This window comes from Devosia sp. Soil_C_22, from assembly GCF_057657195.1.
The window spans coordinates 102,171-117,580 of sequence record NZ_JBDGIY010000002.1 but is presented as its reverse complement, the minus strand read 5'-3'; the positions used below and the strand labels follow the sequence as shown (position 1 = coordinate 117,580).

The 15,410-nt window shown below is 65.4% G+C and carries 17 protein-coding genes; 10 read left to right on the top strand and 7 right to left on the bottom strand.

From position 1 onward, the window contains the following. Window positions 1-58: 58 nt before the first annotated feature. The 9 genes from AC3A6I_RS17585 to AC3A6I_RS17545 all read left to right on the top strand — a co-directional run bounded on the left by AC3A6I_RS17585 (window position 59) and on the right by AC3A6I_RS17545 (window position 8,449). The gene (locus AC3A6I_RS17585; RefSeq protein WP_487545160.1) at window positions 59-1,792 is read left to right on the top strand and encodes a stimulus-sensing domain-containing protein; all 1,734 of its coding nucleotides are present in this window, start codon (window positions 59-61) and stop codon (window positions 1,790-1,792) included. Then, entirely contained in the window at window positions 1,789-2,268 is a 480-nt protein-coding gene (locus tag AC3A6I_RS17580) for an HPr kinase/phosphorylase (protein WP_487545159.1), read from the top strand. Before AC3A6I_RS17585 ends, AC3A6I_RS17580 begins: the two co-directional genes overlap by 4 nt. 85 nt (window positions 2,269-2,353) lie before the next feature. Beyond that, the gene (locus AC3A6I_RS17575) at window positions 2,354-2,752 is read left to right on the top strand and encodes a PTS sugar transporter subunit IIA (RefSeq protein WP_487545158.1); all 399 of its coding nucleotides are present in this window, start codon (window positions 2,354-2,356) and stop codon (window positions 2,750-2,752) included. A 60-nt stretch (window positions 2,753-2,812) separates the two neighbouring features. Beyond that, complete coding sequence (locus AC3A6I_RS17570) at window positions 2,813-3,124, top strand: HPr family phosphocarrier protein (protein ID WP_487545157.1); 312 nt, start codon at window positions 2,813-2,815, stop codon at window positions 3,122-3,124. A 117-nt stretch (window positions 3,125-3,241) separates the two neighbouring features. Then, complete coding sequence (gene rpoN / locus AC3A6I_RS17565; protein ID WP_487545156.1) at window positions 3,242-4,750, top strand: RNA polymerase factor sigma-54; 1,509 nt, start codon at window positions 3,242-3,244, stop codon at window positions 4,748-4,750. A gap of 179 nt (window positions 4,751-4,929) precedes the next feature. Next, window positions 4,930-5,499 carry a ribosome hibernation promotion factor gene (locus AC3A6I_RS17560; RefSeq protein ID WP_487545155.1) on the top strand — a complete coding sequence of 190 codons (570 nt, stop codon included), beginning with the start codon at window positions 4,930-4,932 and terminating at the stop codon, window positions 5,497-5,499. Window positions 5,500-5,547: 48 nt separating this feature from the next. Continuing rightward, entirely contained in the window at window positions 5,548-6,015 is a 468-nt protein-coding gene (locus AC3A6I_RS17555) for a PTS sugar transporter subunit IIA (protein ID WP_487545154.1), read from the top strand. Between the two features lie 49 nt (window positions 6,016-6,064). After that, window positions 6,065-6,616 carry an ActR/PrrA/RegA family redox response regulator transcription factor gene (locus AC3A6I_RS17550; RefSeq protein WP_487545153.1) on the top strand — a complete coding sequence of 184 codons (552 nt, stop codon included), beginning with the start codon at window positions 6,065-6,067 and terminating at the stop codon, window positions 6,614-6,616. Between the two features lie 162 nt (window positions 6,617-6,778). After that, window positions 6,779-8,449 (top strand): MBL fold metallo-hydrolase RNA specificity domain-containing protein, encoded by a 1,671-nt coding sequence (locus AC3A6I_RS17545; protein ID WP_487545152.1) that lies wholly within the window; start codon window positions 6,779-6,781, stop codon window positions 8,447-8,449. A gap of 147 nt (window positions 8,450-8,596) precedes the next feature. Here the strand turns inward: AC3A6I_RS17545 and AC3A6I_RS17540 are convergent, their stop codons facing one another. The 5 genes from AC3A6I_RS17540 to AC3A6I_RS17520 all read right to left on the bottom strand — a co-directional run bounded on the left by AC3A6I_RS17540 (window position 8,597) and on the right by AC3A6I_RS17520 (window position 12,963). Next, window positions 8,597-9,067, bottom strand: a complete 471-nt coding sequence (locus AC3A6I_RS17540) for an MmcB family DNA repair protein (protein WP_487545151.1) — start codon at window positions 9,065-9,067, stop codon at window positions 8,597-8,599. After that, the gene (locus AC3A6I_RS17535; protein WP_487545150.1) at window positions 9,060-10,247 is read right to left on the bottom strand and encodes an MFS transporter; all 1,188 of its coding nucleotides are present in this window, start codon (window positions 10,245-10,247) and stop codon (window positions 9,060-9,062) included. Before AC3A6I_RS17535 ends, AC3A6I_RS17540 begins: the two co-directional genes overlap by 8 nt. 2 nt (window positions 10,248-10,249) lie before the next feature. Then, window positions 10,250-11,419, bottom strand: a complete 1,170-nt coding sequence (locus tag AC3A6I_RS17530; RefSeq protein ID WP_487545149.1) for an MFS transporter — start codon at window positions 11,417-11,419, stop codon at window positions 10,250-10,252. An 81-nt stretch (window positions 11,420-11,500) separates the two neighbouring features. Next, on the bottom strand, window positions 11,501-12,025 hold the full coding sequence (locus AC3A6I_RS17525) for a hypothetical protein (protein WP_487545148.1): 525 nt from the start codon (window positions 12,023-12,025) through the stop codon (window positions 11,501-11,503). Window positions 12,026-12,078: 53 nt separating this feature from the next. Next, the gene (locus AC3A6I_RS17520; protein WP_487545147.1) at window positions 12,079-12,963 is read right to left on the bottom strand and encodes a LysR family transcriptional regulator; all 885 of its coding nucleotides are present in this window, start codon (window positions 12,961-12,963) and stop codon (window positions 12,079-12,081) included. A 192-nt stretch (window positions 12,964-13,155) separates the two neighbouring features. Between AC3A6I_RS17520 and AC3A6I_RS17515 the strand changes: the two genes are divergently transcribed. Beyond that, window positions 13,156-13,458, top strand: coding sequence for a DUF1127 domain-containing protein (locus tag AC3A6I_RS17515; protein ID WP_487545146.1), 303 nt, complete (start codon window positions 13,156-13,158; stop codon window positions 13,456-13,458). A gap of 81 nt (window positions 13,459-13,539) precedes the next feature. Here AC3A6I_RS17515 and AC3A6I_RS17510 read toward each other — a convergent pair whose 3' ends face one another. Together AC3A6I_RS17510 and AC3A6I_RS17505 are read right to left on the bottom strand one after the other, a co-directional pair. Continuing rightward, the gene (locus tag AC3A6I_RS17510; RefSeq protein WP_487545145.1) at window positions 13,540-13,749 is read right to left on the bottom strand and encodes a hypothetical protein; all 210 of its coding nucleotides are present in this window, start codon (window positions 13,747-13,749) and stop codon (window positions 13,540-13,542) included. A gap of 553 nt (window positions 13,750-14,302) precedes the next feature. Beyond that, complete coding sequence (locus AC3A6I_RS17505) at window positions 14,303-15,334, bottom strand: aldo/keto reductase (RefSeq protein WP_487545144.1); 1,032 nt, start codon at window positions 15,332-15,334, stop codon at window positions 14,303-14,305. Window positions 15,335-15,410 lie beyond the last annotated feature (76 nt).

The following is a 15,410-nucleotide window of genomic DNA, read 5'->3' as shown; positions in this document are numbered from 1 at the left end:
GGCCGTCACCGAACAGGATCCGCCGGGTTCCGCACCCGCGTCCGCGGAGGCCAGTGCCATGTCGAAGGCTAATCAAGTGGCCGGCGCCGTTGGCCACTTCGTCCTCACGGCCGTCAAGCAGATCCAGCGCCTCCTGGCGCTGACCATCTTCTCGAGCCTCGCCCGCCGCATCCTGGTGCTGAACCTGATCGGCCTCGCCGTGCTGGTCATCGGCATCCTGTTCCTCAACCAGTGGCGCACCGGCCTGATCGAGGCGCGCGTGCAGAGCCTGCGCGTCCAGGGTGAGATCATCGCCGCCGCCATTGCCGCGTCGGCCACGGTCGACAGCGATGTGATCACCGTGAACCCGGACCGGCTGCTTGAGCTGCAGGGTGACAACGCCATCTCGCCGCTGAGCTTTTTCGATCCCAGCCTCGAATTCCCGATCAATCCCGAGCGGGTGGCACCGCTGCTGCGCAACCTCGTCACTCCGACCCGCACCCGGGCCCGCATCTACGATCAGGGCGGGCTGCTCATCCTCGACAGCGCCAATCTCTATGCGCGTGGCGAGGTGCTGCGGCAGATCACCCGCCCGCAGGACAATGGCAGCTTCTTCCTCTTCGACTGGTGGAACGCCATCGCCGACCTGCTGCCGGGCGACAGCTACCCGCAGTACCAGGAGTATGGCGCCGACGAAGGCACCCGCTACCCCGAGGTCGCCGCCGCGCTGGCCGGCTCGTCCAGCGCCATCGTGCGCGTCGACAGCAAACGCCAGCTCGTTGTCTCGGTCGCCGTGCCGGTGCAGCGCGTGCGTGCCAATGTCGGTGTGCTGCTGCTCTCCACCCAGCCCGGCGACATCGACCAGATCGCGTCGTCCGAGCGCTGGGGGATCCTCCGCATCGCGCTGGTCGCCGCCGCCGTGCAGATCGTCCTGTCGCTGCTGCTTGCCGGCACCATTGCCGGTCCGCTACGCCGGTTGGCGAGTGCCGCCGAAAAGGTGCAGTCGACCATCACCAGCCGTGCCGAAATCCCGGAATTCCCGCAGCGCACCGACGAGGTCGGCCATCTCAGCAAGGCCCTGCGCTCGATGACTTCCGCGCTCTACGGCCGCATCGAAGCCATCGAGCGCTTCGCCGCCGACGTGGCGCATGAGCTCAAGAACCCGCTGACCTCGCTGCGCTCCGCCGTCGAAACCCTGCCGCGTGCCCGCCGCGCCGAGGATCGCGAACGGCTGAATGCCATCATCCAGCACGACGTCCGCCGGCTCGACCGGCTGATCTCGGATATTTCGAACGCCAGCCGGCTCGATGCCGAGCTGGCCCGGCAGAGCGCCGAGCGTGTCGACATCGCCCAGCTCGCTGAGACAATGGCCTCGATCCAGCGCGATGTCGCCGCCTCGCGCAAGGTCGACGTGGCGTTCGAAAAGCACATCAGCCGCTATGTGCCGGTTACTCTCGGCCACGACAGCCGGCTGGCGCAGGTGATCAACAACCTCATCGACAACGCCGTGTCCTTCTCGCCCGAGGGCGGTAAGGTGCAGGTCATGGTGCGCAGCGACGAAGACACCATCACCATCACGGTTTCCGACGAGGGGCCGGGCATCCGCGGCGACATCACCCGCATCTTCCAGCGCTTCTATACCGATCGCCCCGACGGCGAGCACTTTGGCGACCATTCCGGCCTCGGCCTCGCCATTTCCAAGCAGATCGTCGAAGCCCACGGCGGAACGGTGCAGGCCGAGAACCGCACCGATCGAAGCGGCGCGCTGTTCACCGTCAAACTGCGCCGCGCCGTCGCCGAGAAGCGGCGGTGAGCCACAACGTCCACGCCACCGGACTCGTGCTCGGTACCGTTGGCCTCATCATCCGCGGACCCTCGGGCAGCGGCAAATCCGTGCTGGCGCTCGATCTGCTCGACCGCTGGCAGAGCCGTGGCGAGATCGCGAGTCTCGTCTCCGACGATCGCGTGGAGTTGGCGGAGCGCGACGGCGGCCTCATCATGTCGCCGGCCCCTAACATTGCCGGCCTCATCGAGCTCCGCGGCCGCGGTATCGTCCAGCGTGCCCACACCGCATTCGCGCCGCTTCACCTCGTTGTTGATCTCGTTGACGAACTCGTGCGCATGCCCGAGCCGGACCAGTTCGCCGCCGAGCTGTTCGGCGTCCACCTGGCCCGGGCCCCTGTTCCCCGGGCAGGAATCATCGACGCACGGCATCAGTGCCTGCTCGTCAACGAGGCTGTTAACGCTCTGGGTTCACCACGGCTCGGGACGCGACAAAAAATCACTTGAATCACCCCGCCCATGGGGCAAGACTCCCACTGGCTGCCGGGTTTCTGTCCGGCCAGCACCTGCAGGACCACTCCGGGGATATTGCATGATCGGTATGGTTCTGGTGACCCACGGGGCCCTCGCCGTCGAATTCAAGTCCGCCCTGGAGCATGTCGTCGGCCCACAGGAGGGTATCGAGACCGTCGCTATTGGTCCCGATGACGACATGGAACAGCGCCGCGACGATATTCTCAACGCCGTCGAGCGCGCCGAGCAGGGGCAGGGTGTCGTCATCCTCACCGACATGTTCGGCGGCACCCCGTCGAACCTCGCTATTTCCATCATGCAGCAGCGCAGCGTCGAAGTGATCGCCGGCGTGAACCTGCCCATGCTGGTGAAGCTTGCCCGCGTCCGCGCCGATCTCGAGATCAAGAAGGCGGTCACCGCAGCCGCCGAAGCGGGCCGCAAGTATATCAACGTCGCCAGCGAAACGCTTGGCGGCTGACGCCCCGTTGGGCCTCACGTCACACTTGGCGATTGGCTGGATTTCCGGCATGTTCGGCCGATGGATACAGCAGCAAGTTCGGATCGGGCCCTCGCGCAGCAATTGACCATCGTCAATCGCAAGGGCCTGCATGCCCGCGCCTCGGCGCGTTTCGTGCGTACTGCTGAGTGCTTCGATGCCGAGATCAAGGTCGTGCGCGACGGCCAGGCCGTGAACGGCAACTCCATCATGGGCCTGATGATGCTGGGCGCCGGCCCCGGCTCGACCATCCTCGTCCAGGCGACGGGCAAGCAGGCGCGCGAGGCGCTCGACGCCATCACTACCCTCGTCAACAACGGCTTCGACGAGGACGCCGACGGCGCTCCGGCCTGAATTTATCGACCTAGGCATGCGCTCCCTGCGACTGGCACGCTTCTTGCCCTCGCGGCCGTGATGAGGCATGGTCGCCCCGGGAAAGCCTTTGATTTGAATGCCGCGGGGTAAGACGGAATGGCCTTGACGCCACGGCTTGAGGTTCGCCAGGGCCAGAGCCTGACGCTCACCCCGCAGCTGATGCAGTCGATCCGGCTGCTGCAGCTGTCGCACCTCGAGCTCAGCGCCTTCATCGAAGCCGAGCTACTGCGCAACCCGCTGCTCGAGCGCGAGGACGGGGAGCCGACCGAGACCGATTCCAGCGAGCTGCCCGAGCGCCCGACCGAGCTCAATGCTGCCGAGGATACCGTCGATTATGCCGATCGCGTCCAGTCGGAGGATTCGATCGCCAACGGCTACGACACTGAAGCGGAGAACGTCTTCCCCGATACCGCGACTGCCGACCGGCAGGCCGAGGCCCAGCCCTGGACCGAACGTTCCGGTTCGGGGGAGGGCGAGGCCCCCGACATCGACCAGTTCGTCGCTGCCCGCCCCACGCTGGCCGATCACCTCGCCGCCCAGGCCGGCCTCATCATGTCCGATCCGGCCGAGCGGCTGATCGCGCAGTTCCTGACCGACAGCCTCAACGAGGCCGGCTATCTCGCCGTCGAGCTCGAGATCGTGGCCGAACAGCTCGGCGCGCCGCTCGAAACGGTCGAGGCCGTGCTGGAAAAGCTACAGACCTGCGATCCGATTGGCGTATTTGCCCGCGATGTGCGCGAATGTCTCGCCCTCCAACTGCGAGAGCGCGACCGGCTTGATCCGCTGATGCTCCGATTGCTCGACAACCTCGAGCTTGTCGCCAGCCATGATATGCCCGCCCTGCTGCGCGCCGTCGGCGTCGATCGTGAGGATCTCGCCGATATGCTGGTGGAGCTGAAGCAGCTCGACCCCAGGCCTGGGCGCGCCTTCGAGGCCGGCCCGGTCGAGGCCGTCGTGCCCGATGTGTTCGTGCGTCCCGGGGCTGGCGGCGAATGGCAGATCGAGCTCAATGCCGAGGTGCTGCCCCAGGTGCTGGTCAACCGCACCTATTATGCGTCGGTCACCCGCAAGACCCGCGATGTGGCCGAGAAGGCCTTCCTCACCGATTGCCTGGCGACCGCCAACTGGCTGGCCAAGAGTCTCGACCAACGGGCCCAGACCATCCTCAAGGTCACCGCCGAAATCGTGAAGCAGCAGGATGGCTTCCTGCATCACGGCATCACTCACCTCCGGCCGATGACCCTGAAGCTGGTCGCCGACGCCATCGAGATGCACGAGTCGACGGTCAGCCGCGTCACCTCGAACAAATATGTCTCGACCCCGCGCGGCCTGTTCGAGATGAAATACTTCTTCACCACCGCGCTCGGTTCCTCGACCGGCGAGGGCGACCACTCGGCCGAGGCTGTGCGTCATCGTATCAAGCAGATCATCGATGCCGAGCGCCCGGAGGATATTCTCTCCGACGACACCATTGCCGAGATGCTGCAGAAGGAAAAAGGCATCGAGGTCGCCCGCCGAACCGTGGCAAAATATCGCGAGGGCATGAACATCCCTTCCTCGGTGATCCGCCGGCGCGCCAAGCGGGCGCTGGTGGCCGCCCGCTAAGGGCTTTCCTGAGCCCGCCGGACCGGGCTCTGCCTTTCGTCCATATGCCGCAACCAACGCATGCTCCCCCGCATTGCCCCCCGCGCGGGGTCGGTCTAGACTCCCATTCGCGCCGGGGAGGGATCACATCTCAGGGTGAGGCCGCTCCGGCCGGAATCACCAACGAGAAGAGGACTTCCATGACTCTGCGTGTTTCTGGAAAGAACATGGATGTCGGCGAGGCCCTGCGGTCCAAGGCCGAAGGGCATTTCGACGCTGTCGTGAAGAAGTATTTTGACGGCAACTACAGCGGCCACCTGACGCTCGAGCCCGAAGGATCGGGCTTTGCCGCGCAGTGCATGGTGCACCTCGATTCCGGCGCCATGCTGCAGTCGAGCGCCTATGGTGGCGATCCGATCTCGGCCTATGAGATCATGGCGAACACCATCGAGAAGCGCCTGCGCCGCTACAACCGCAAGCTCAAGGCCCACCGCAAGCACCCGAACGGCGTCGACGAGGAAGCGTCCGCCTATGTGCTGCAGGCGCCCGACGACGAGGACGAGCTGCAGGAAGACTACTCGCCGCCCGTGGTGGCCGAGACGACCTCCAGCCTGCGCCAGATGTCTGTGGGTGAAGCCGTCATGCAGCTTGATCTGACCCAGGCAGAAGTGGTCGTATTCCGCCATGCTGGACATGGTGGCCTAAATGTGGTCTACCGCCGCGCGGACGGTAATATTGGCTGGATTGATCCGGCCCTCAAGCCAAACTGAGGTTGTGGCGCAACGCGTCCTCTCCGCTTCCACGATAGGAACGTCTTGATGGAATTGGCTGATATCCTCTCCGAGGAGGCCGTGATTGTTTGCGCAGGACTCAAGTCTAAGGCAGAGGTCCTGAAAAAGCTTTCCGAATGCGCCGCCAAGGTGACCGGTCACGACATATCGACCATCTACGAAGCCGTGAATGCGCGTGAGATGCTGGGCTCCACCGGGCTTGGCAACGGCATCGCCATTCCGCATGGCAAGTTCGTTGGGCTGCCCGGTGTGGCGGCCGTGTTCGCCCGGCTCGATCCTCCCATCGATTTCGAGGCTGTGGACGATCAGCCCGTCGATCTCGTGGTTATGCTGCTCGCGCCGATCGGCGCCGGCGCCGACCATCTGAAGGCGCTGGCGCGCATCGCCCGCATCCTGCGCACCGATACCGTCGTCGCCCGGCTGCGCCGCTCGAGCGATGCGCGTGAGATCTACGAGATTCTGACGCAACCGTTACCGGTGACCAAGGCCGCCTGAACTGCCCAAGTTTTGACCTTTCGCTTGAAAGCACCTACATCAGGCGCCGATGAGCACAGTCGATGAACTTCTTGCGGCCGATCGCAGCCTGCTGCTGGTCGATGATGACAAGACCTTCCTGACCCGCCTGGAGCGGGCCATGCAGAAGCGCGGGTTCGATGTCCGCATCGCCGATACAGTGGCGGGCGGCCTCGCCGCGGTCTCCGAGTCGCCGCCGGCCTATGCCGTCGTCGATCTCCGCCTCGAGGACGGCAACGGCCTTGATGTCGTCGCGGCCCTCCACCAGAAGCGCGAAGATGCCCGCGCTGTGGTCCTCACGGGCTACGGCAACATCGCCACGGCGGTGACCGCGGTGAAGCTCGGCGCGGTGGATTACCTGTCAAAGCCCGCCGACGCCGAGGACGTGATCAACGCCCTCCTCGCCAACGGCGACAAGGCGCCGGCCCCGCCCGAAAACCCCATGTCGGCCGACCGGGTGCGCTGGGAGCATATCCAACGCGTCTACGAGTTGTGCGATCGCAACGTCTCCGAGACGGCGCGCCGGCTCAACATGCACCGACGCACCCTGCAACGTATCCTCGCCAAGCGCGCCCCGAAGTAACATCGAGACTGTCCCAACCAACGGGGTCACCCCCCGGATGCCGGGGCCCAGCCTGAGGTCTCTTCACTCAAGACGGATAGCGGCATCTCAGGGTGGATTCCTGCCTTCGCCGGAATGACACCGAGTTTGGATAAGCGTCGCAAACGGACACGGAGCACACCGATGAGCGTCACCCTGCATTTCCATGGTGCGGCGGGCACTGTGACCGGCTCGTGCTATCGCGTCGTCCATCCGCGGGGCCAGTTCCTCGTCGATTGCGGCATGTTCCAGGGCAACAAGACGGTTCGCGACCTCAACTACAAGCCGTTTCCCTTCGATCCCAAAGCGATCGACTTCCTGCTGCTGACGCACGCTCATATCGACCATGCCGGGCTGCTGCCGCGCCTTGCCAAGCTCGGTTACCGCAAGCCCATGTGGATGACCGAGCCGACCGGCGGCCTGCTCGAATATCTGCTGCCCGATGCTGCCGGCATCCAGGAGAGCGAAGCCGAGCGCGAAACCAGAAAGCGCAGCCGCCGCGCCGAGGAGCCGTTCCAGCCGCTCTACACCATGGAGGATGCCGCCGAGGCGCTGAAGCACCGCAAGCCCGTGAAATACGAGGAGTGGATCGAGCCGGGTCCAGGCGTGCGCGCCCGCTACTGGAATGCCGGCCATATCCTCGGTTCGGCCTCGATCGAGGTCGAGGTCGACAATGGCGACGGCAAGGCCATCCGCATCCTGTTCTCGGGCGATCTCGGGCCCGAGCAGAAGGTGTTCTACGAGGGCCCTGATGCCCCCTCGGGCTACGATTACATCCTCTCCGAATCCACCTATGGCGGCCGGGAGCGCGAGGACTACACGCTGCAAGCCCGGCGTGAGGCGCTGAAGACGGAGATCAACGACGCGCTCGGCCGCGGCGGCAACCTCGTCATCCCTACCTTCGCTGTCGAGCGCAGCCAGGAGCTGTTGCACGACATCGGCCTCCTCATCAAGACCGGCGAGATCAGCCCCAGCCTCGTCTTCCTCGATAGCCCGCTGGCCTCCAAGGTCACCGGCGTCTATCGCAAGTACGCCTCGATGTTCGACGACGTCGAGCTTGGCGCCGATGAGCTGTTCAACGATTCCCGCTTTCGCATCGTCGAGGCGGTCGACGAGAGCAAGGCGATCAACTCGATCCGCGGCGGCGCCATCATCATGTCGGCCTCCGGCATGGCCGATGCGGGCCGCATCAAGCACCACCTGCGCAACAACCTGCCGCGCGCCAACGCCACGGTGCTGTTCGTCGGCTACCAGGCGCCCGGCACGCTGGGCCAGATCATCCAGTCCGGCGCGAGGGAGGTGCGCATCCATTCCGAGCTCGTGCCGGTCCGCGCCCGGGTGCGCAGCCTCGGCAGCTATTCCGCCCATGCCGATCACTCCGAGCTGGTCGACTGGGTCACCAAGCGCCTGCCGGCGCATGGCGCAATCTTCCTCACCCATGGCGAGGACGAGGAGCGGGCGGCGCTACGCGCCGCGCTGATGCATGACGATGGCCTCGCCAGCGACCAGGTGATCGCCCCGCTGCTCGATGATGCCTTCGAGCTGCGCGCCGAGGGTATCGTGGGGGTCGAGAAGCCGGCCGAGCGTCGCGTCGATCTCACCCAGGTCACCTCGGACTGGCATAATGCCTATGCGAGCTTCATCATCGACCTCAGCAATCAGCTGCAGACGGCGACGGATGACAAGCGCCGCGTCGCCATTATGGACGCCCTCAAGGCGACGCTGAGTTCGACCGGCCCGGTCGCCCCGCCGCTACCGCTGAAAACGCAAGCCGGGGCAGCCCCGGTGCTGCATGGGGAACCGAGCGGGGAGTAATTCCTCCGGCTTCGGTTCGCTTGGCTGCCCCTCACCCTAACCCTCTCCCCAGAGGGGCGAGGGGACGCAAGACCACGGGCAGTGCCACACCGCCCCCTCGCCCCTCTGGGGAGAGGGCCGGGGGTGAGGGGCGCCCAAGCGCTTCCCTCACGGAAAATTCCCTCCCTCCGGATCCATCAGCGTGTGGATACGGTCCGCACCCAAGCGCGCCAGCTTCAGCATCATCGCCTTGCGCCGCGCCGGCGGCAGCGGGTCTTCCGCTCCCATGCGCAGGATCGCGGCGTCGTGCCCATCGCCTACCATCAGCCCCTCGTCGGCCGGAAAGATATCCGGATCGAGCTCGGGCGGCTTGGCGAAGAAGTAGCGGTCGCAGAATTCCTTGTAGAACGGCCACTTGCGATCGACCTGGAAGTCGATCAGCGACGACTTGATCTCTACGATCCAGATCTCGCCCTTCGGACCCAGTCCCAGCACGTCGGCGCGCCGGCCGTTGGCCAGCGGCACCTCGGCAAAACAGCAGAAATCATGCGCCTGCCGCAGAAACCGCATCACCCCGCGTTGAACCTTCAGCGCCGTCGGCGACTGCCGCAGGTCGACGATGGGTGGCAGCTCAGCCATTGGGCGTCAGCGGTTCCGGCACGCTCGGCACGCCCTTGGCCTTGGATGTGCCCGTGAGCGCCGGGATGGCGAGCAGGCCGACAAGGATCACCGGCAGGCAGATCAGGTAGGAGTTGCGGATGCCCAGATACTGCGCCACGAAGCCGAGCAGCGGCGGCGCGAGGAAGAACACGATGAACGTCACCTGTCCGATCGCCGCGACATTCACCGCCGCCGGCCGGTCGGTGCGCTGCGCCGCCGCCGACACTGCCAGCGGGTAGACGGCGCTGCAGCCCATGCCGAGCAGGGCAAAGCCTGTCAGCGCCACCCAGTCGGCTGGAGCGAAGCCGACCAACAGGACGCCCACCGCCGAAACGACGAGCAGCGTACCCGCGACGCGGCGCGGCCCGAGCCCATCCACGAACGGATCGATGAACAGGCGGGTCATTGCCATGAAGAAGGTGAAGAGCGTCAGTCCCAATCCGCCGACGAACGGCTCGGCGTCGAACACGTCGCGCATGTAGATCGTCGACCAGTCGACGCCCGCGCCCTCGACGAGGAAGGCAGCGATACCGATCATGCAGAGCGGCAGGAGCCCCCAGGTCGGCACGGCGAAGGTCGGATGTTCGCCTTCATGCGCGTCGGGGCGTTCCGGGGCCGTCGTCATGCCGGAAATAGTGACCAAGCCGATGATCAGCACGAATGCCAACATGATGCCGGTATGAGCCTGGATAGAGACCTCGAAATGGCGCATGCCGGCGCCGATGAGCGCGGTGACGAAAAAGCCCAGGCTCCACATGCCATGCGCCCGGTTCATGATGCGGCGGCCAAGCAGGGCCTCGAGCTTATCGGTCTCGATGTTGACGTTGATCTCCAGCGCCCCCGCGAGGAAGCCGGCAACGAACAGAGCCCCGAATACCGCCTGCGCATTGGGCAACCATGGCACCAGCGCGTAAAGCGTCGCCGTACCGAACACGGTGACAATGGCGGTCCAGCGCGCCCCCACCCGGTTGATGATCGGGCTCGCAATCGTCAGCGAGATCAACGACCCGATCGCCATGCCGATCAGCGTCAGTCCGAGTTCGGACTCTGTGACCCCGAGTTGGTGCTGCAGATCGGCCATGCGCGACAACAGTCCGCCCAGCGCCAGCGCAAACAGGAAGAACACAGAATAGATGCGGACGTGGGCAGGAATGGTCATGGTCAGTCGACTTCGTGCGGAATGGGCTTCTTGCCGAGCGCATCGGCGAAAATGAGGCTCAGGATAACCAGTGGAATACCGATACCGAAGGCCCAGCGGATGCCGAAATGCTCAGCGATATAGCCCAATAGCGGGGGGCCGAGCAGGAAGGCAACGAAGCTGGTCTGCGCCAGCGATGCGACATTGGTCGCGGCCGGCCGATCGGTGCGTTGCGCGGCCGCCGACATCGCAAGCGGGAAGATCGCCGAGGTGCCGACGCCGGCAAGAGCGAAGCCGACGAGCGCCATCCAGTCCGCCGTGGCGAAGAAGATCAGCAGTGCGCCGACCAGCAGGATCGAGAGCAGCACACGCGAAACAACCGTCGGGCTATAGCGCTCCACGAAACTGTCCGCGAAGAAACGCGTCACGGCCTGGGTGAAGGCGCCCAGCGCTACCGCGAAGCCGGCGAGGAAGGGCGAGACCTGGAACTCGTCCCGCATGTAGATCGCCGACCAGTCGATCCCGGCGCCTTCCATGATCATGGCCGACAGCGTGACGATGACGAGGATCATGATCGGCAGGGTCGGCGTGGCAAAGCCCTTGGTTTCATCGACCGAGGCCCCGGTGCGGTGCGGCGCCGGATCGAAGCGGCCGAGCAGCAGAGCCACGCCGACGATCACCACCGGCACCATCAGCAGGAGGTGGAGGTGCACCTCGAGCCCGGTCTGCGCCACGGCGGCAGAGACCAGTCCGGCCGAAAAGAAGCCAAAACTCCAGAACGCATGCGCGCGGTTCATGATGCGCCGACCGATCTGGTGCTCGGTCCGATCCGCCTCGAGATTGAGGATGATCTCGATGCCGCCGATGACGAGGCCAACCGGCAGGAGCAAGAGGAAGAACATCAGCGGCCCGGTGGCGAAGCTCGCGAGCGCGTAGCACAGCGACAGCAGCGGGATCAGCGTCAGGATCGAACGGCGATACCCGAACTTTTCCAGCCACGGCCCTGCGACGCTCAGGGAGATCAGCGTGCCGACCGCGGCGCCGATCAGGCCGAAGCCCAGCGCACCTTCCTCAATGCCCATGGCGTGCTGGATATCGGGCAGGCGGGGCGGCAGGCTCCCCATGCAGAACGAGTAGATGAAAAAGCCGCCATAGACGCGTTGCTGCGGCGGCAGTTCGAGACCGAATCTCATGTTCCGGGAAACCCACTCAGGAAAGGCGCGCGACCTTAATTAAATCGGTTCAAACCGACAAGGGCGGGCGCGATGGTGCGACTATCCGGCCCGCATCTCGTCGCGCATGACGCTGACGCCGCTCACTGCGCTGCGGAAGATCTCGAGCCGCCGCACCTGCCGGTCGGCGGCAAGTGCATTGCGCTCGGGCCCGAGATAGCTCGCCGTCTCGTGATAGACCTGCGTGCGGTCGATCAGCCGGCTCAGCCGGGTCAGCACGCGTTTGGGTGTGAAGGGTAGGGTAATGACGTCGTCGAACCCCATCGCAGTGCAATCGCGGATCGCCTCGGCCTGCGGGCTTTCGGCGAAATAGACCAGCGGCGAGAAGCGGATGCGCCGGCTGGGCGAAAAGCGGATCGCATCGGCTGCCGGCTTCAGCGTGGCTACGTCGTCGACCGCTGCGAACAGGAAGAAGATCAGCGGCGTCTGCTGCGCCTGGGCTTCGGCGGCGGCAATGGTGGTGTAGGCGAGCGTGCTGGCAAAGCCGATCGAGCGCGCCAGATCGGTCAGCGCGGCGCCGGGACCATCATTGGGACCGACGATGAAGGCGGAGGCGCGGCGATGCACGGGAGGCTCCCTCGGATCGGCGCGCAGTGTGGCCCAACAGGCTTGCCGCCGCGTTAACCCTGCCAGCGGCGTTCGCCACGAAACAGCGGCGCATTTGCTTGCATCAGCGCAGTGATCCGGTCGGCCACCCGCCGCACCTCGGGTCGGTGCCGGTCCTCGTGGTGGGTCACGAGCCACTGCTCCTGCATCAGCTCGTCGATCGGAGCGGCAACGCGCGAGAGCCGTGGCTCGGTGTCGGCCGCGAAGCACGGGAACAGGCTGAGCCCGGCGCCCGCCGCCACCAGCTCCATCACCGAATGCGGATCGTTGCCGCGCGCGCTGACACGGTCGCCATGGTGCGCCATCAGCCAGCGTGCCGTCGGCAGGTTGGCCGCATCGCCGACCACACCGACGAACAGCCCGGCCTCCACTCCGTTGATGAGATTGCGCCCGGCATAGAGCGCGTGCGCGACCTTGCCGATCTGTTTGCCGGCGAGGAAAGGTTCAGTCGGACGCGCCGCGCGCAGCCCGATATCGGCTGCCCGGCGTCCGATATCGACCTTCTCGTTGGCAGTGACCAGCTCGATGCGGATGCCGTCATCGACATGCCAGAGCTCGCCGATATGGCGGGACAGGAACACCGAGGTCCAGGTGCCGGCCGAGATGCGGACGATTTTCTCGCCGATATTGCCCTCGCGCCAGCGGCTCACCGCCTGCATGGCCTGCTCGACATCCTCGGCTCGCCGCAGCAGCTCCTCGCCCGCCCGCGTCAGCTCGTAGCCGGTCTGCCGGCGGACAAAGAGCGGCTCCCCGATCTGGTGCTCGAGTGCGGTGACCCGCCGGCCTAGCGTCGCGGCGCTGAGGCCCGTCGTGGTGGTCGCCGCGGTTAGCCCACCGAGCCGCGCCACATCGAGAAACAGCCGAAGGTCATCCCAGGATAATGCGTCGATCGTCGCCATTTTTCATTCCTGAAAAATACGTTGCGACCCTTGTTGTATCGGTTCAAGGCGCCATCGTGCAAGTATGCCTCGTCGGTAGCCGTAGGGATTAACTGGCTTCGACAAGTCGCAGCGCCCCGCAACTCTGCTCCGGATCATCCGCCTGGATGGACCGACGGCAGCGGCGTTTTGCACCAATGAAGGAGACCGGAAATGCTGCACGACCTCATATCGCAACTCAAGGACTGGTGGACCGTGCAGGGCGGCATCGAGCGGCTCGCCCATCTCGATGACCGGCTGCTGGCCGATCTGGGGATCGAACGCGAGGACATTCCACGCTATGTCCGCGGCGAACTGCTGAAGCCCGCCGATCCACCCGCCGCCCAACCAGCCGTTGCGCTTGGCAGCCCGCATCCCCGCATTCCGCGCGGTTCGCGGGCCGACGGCCGGCGCGTCGCCGACGCCTATGCGCCACGCAAGCACACCGCCGTTTCTTCTTCAGGAACGGGGAAATGAACCAGACGCTCAAGCTGGGCCGCTATCAGAGGCGGCAATAGCCAAAATCGACCGGCCGCTGGCGCGCGAATAGGCCGGGCGTCAGGCGCCCGGCCGCATGGCGTCGCGGACCGCGGCTTCGGCGGCCTCGACGGTCTGGAACACCTGGCCGTCGACACCGAAGGCGTCGAGCTTGACCGCGATGAACCGGAAGCCTTCATCGAGCGTGACCAAAACGCCCTTCGGCTCGCCATCGACATCGATGGCTATGGGCTTGGCGCTCTTTGGCTTTTCGAAATGCGCGTGCTGCATGGAATCTCTCCATTCGGCGCGTCGATCGCGACGGCCGGGGTGTTACCTGAACTCTGAGACGAATGGGTGACAGCAGTCACATTCGTTTGGGTCGGTAACACCCGTTGGAGCGATCTACCCATTTGCCGATAATCCCGGTTTGGAGAGTGGTGCGAATTGCGATGTGCATTTTCGTCTCCTTCCCGGTTGGCGATCAGCCAGGGTGATTCCAATGAGGGCGATTGTGCATCCGCCCCCGCAGCTTTTCTGTGGCAGACAAAAGGCGGCCACGCGACAGTTCTACGGCCACGGCCGCCGCATCGACAATCTGTGCTTTGGTCGAGGCCGGCGGTGAACTAGACCATACGTGTCCGGTTTGAAAGATCGGCGCATCCGAATAACTGGCATCAAAGCAGAATTTCCTGCCCTGCCGATGGCGAGGCGTTAGAACGGCTCAGCGTTTTCCAGCACGGTCTGGCCGCGTGGCGACAGCTAACCCCCCGCTCCCAAGCTTCGCTATCTTTCCCCGACGGAGGGAGGAGGCGGGCAATGTGCGCTGCGCATTGAGTATGGACTACCGTCCGCCCTCGATCTTGCGAAAACGCTGGTTCACGCCGCCATTGCCGTATGGATACTCGGCCACGTCCGGCGCGCTTGCCGTGTTCAGCGCCTGCATCACGTCGTCGCCGAGCTTCAGGTCGGCCGCCTTGAGGTTGGCCGCCAGCTGCTCGCGCGAGCGGGCGCCGAGGATCACCGAGGTCACTGCCGGCCGGCCGGCGAGCCAGGCCAGCGCCACTTCGGCCATCGAGACACCGAGCCCGTTCGCCGCATCCTCGACCGCGCCGATGATCCGCCAGGTGCGGTCCTTGGCATTGCGCGCGGCGTAGGCTTCCTGCCCGCGGTTCGGGTTCTCGCCCAGGCGCGTCGCACCAGTCGGCTGCACGTCGCGCTTGTACTTGCCCGACAGCCAGCCACCACCGAGCGGCGACCACGGCAAAAGCCCGATATTGGCATCGAGCGCCGCCGGCACGATCTCGTGTTCGATGTCGCGCACCAAGAGGTTGTATTGCGGCTGCAGCGTCACCGGCGGGGCGAGGTTGCCCATCTTGGCGAGGAAGGACGCCTTGGTCAGCTGCCAGCCGATGAAGTTGGAAAAGCCGTAATAGGAGATCTTGCCGTTGCGGATCGAGTCGTCGAGGAAGCGCAGCGTCTCCTCGAGCGGGGTCAGCGCGTCGAAGGCGTGCATCTGGTAGAGGTCGATCTGCTCGAGCCCCAGCCGCTTCAGCGAGGCGTCGAGCGCCTGCCCGAGATGCCGGCGCGACAGGCCGAGATCGTTCGGCCCCTTGCCCATCGGGAAGCGGCCCTTGGTGGTGATCAGCATCTGGGCTGCTGTCTCCGGCCGCGCCTTGAGCCAGCGCCCGACGATCTCCTCGGACTTGCCGGACGAGTAGACATCGGCCGTGTCGATCAGGTTGCCACCCGCCGCGGCGTAGTCGTCCATCAACGCGAAAGAGGTGGCCTCGTCCGCCTCGGCGCCGAAGGTCATGGCGCCCAGTGTCTGGACCGATACGGCTGCGCCGCTATTGCCGAGCTTACGATACTGCATGAAATCCTCCGCTCCGATTGAATCGCTTCAACCCGTCCTATGCGCTGTGCGCAACGGAGTCGACTAGACCATCGGC

What these genes read in the sequence shown, in the direction of transcription:
- AC3A6I_RS17585 (WP_487545160.1), top strand. Translation starts at nt 59, where the DNA reads ATGTCGAAGGCTAATCAAGTGGCCGGCGCCGTTGGCCACTTCGTCCTC.
- AC3A6I_RS17575 (WP_487545158.1), top strand. Translation starts at nt 2,354, where the DNA reads ATGATCGGTATGGTTCTGGTGACCCACGGGGCCCTCGCCGTCGAATTC.
- AC3A6I_RS17570 (WP_487545157.1), top strand. Translation starts at nt 2,813, where the DNA reads ATGGATACAGCAGCAAGTTCGGATCGGGCCCTCGCGCAGCAATTGACC.
- rpoN (WP_487545156.1), top strand. Translation starts at nt 3,242, where the DNA reads ATGGCCTTGACGCCACGGCTTGAGGTTCGCCAGGGCCAGAGCCTGACG.
- AC3A6I_RS17560 (WP_487545155.1), top strand. Translation starts at nt 4,930, where the DNA reads ATGACTCTGCGTGTTTCTGGAAAGAACATGGATGTCGGCGAGGCCCTG.
- AC3A6I_RS17555 (WP_487545154.1), top strand. Translation starts at nt 5,548, where the DNA reads ATGGAATTGGCTGATATCCTCTCCGAGGAGGCCGTGATTGTTTGCGCA.
- AC3A6I_RS17550 (WP_487545153.1), top strand. Translation starts at nt 6,065, where the DNA reads ATGAGCACAGTCGATGAACTTCTTGCGGCCGATCGCAGCCTGCTGCTG.
- AC3A6I_RS17545 (WP_487545152.1), top strand. Translation starts at nt 6,779, where the DNA reads ATGAGCGTCACCCTGCATTTCCATGGTGCGGCGGGCACTGTGACCGGC.
- AC3A6I_RS17540 (WP_487545151.1), bottom strand. Translation starts at nt 9,067, where the DNA reads ATGGCTGAGCTGCCACCCATCGTCGACCTGCGGCAGTCGCCGACGGCG.
- AC3A6I_RS17535 (WP_487545150.1), bottom strand. Translation starts at nt 10,247, where the DNA reads ATGACCATTCCTGCCCACGTCCGCATCTATTCTGTGTTCTTCCTGTTT.
- AC3A6I_RS17530 (WP_487545149.1), bottom strand. Translation starts at nt 11,419, where the DNA reads ATGAGATTCGGTCTCGAACTGCCGCCGCAGCAACGCGTCTATGGCGGC.
- AC3A6I_RS17520 (WP_487545147.1), bottom strand. Translation starts at nt 12,963, where the DNA reads ATGGCGACGATCGACGCATTATCCTGGGATGACCTTCGGCTGTTTCTC.
- AC3A6I_RS17515 (WP_487545146.1), top strand. Translation starts at nt 13,156, where the DNA reads ATGCTGCACGACCTCATATCGCAACTCAAGGACTGGTGGACCGTGCAG.
- AC3A6I_RS17510 (WP_487545145.1), bottom strand. Translation starts at nt 13,749, where the DNA reads ATGCAGCACGCGCATTTCGAAAAGCCAAAGAGCGCCAAGCCCATAGCC.
- AC3A6I_RS17505 (WP_487545144.1), bottom strand. Translation starts at nt 15,334, where the DNA reads ATGCAGTATCGTAAGCTCGGCAATAGCGGCGCAGCCGTATCGGTCCAG.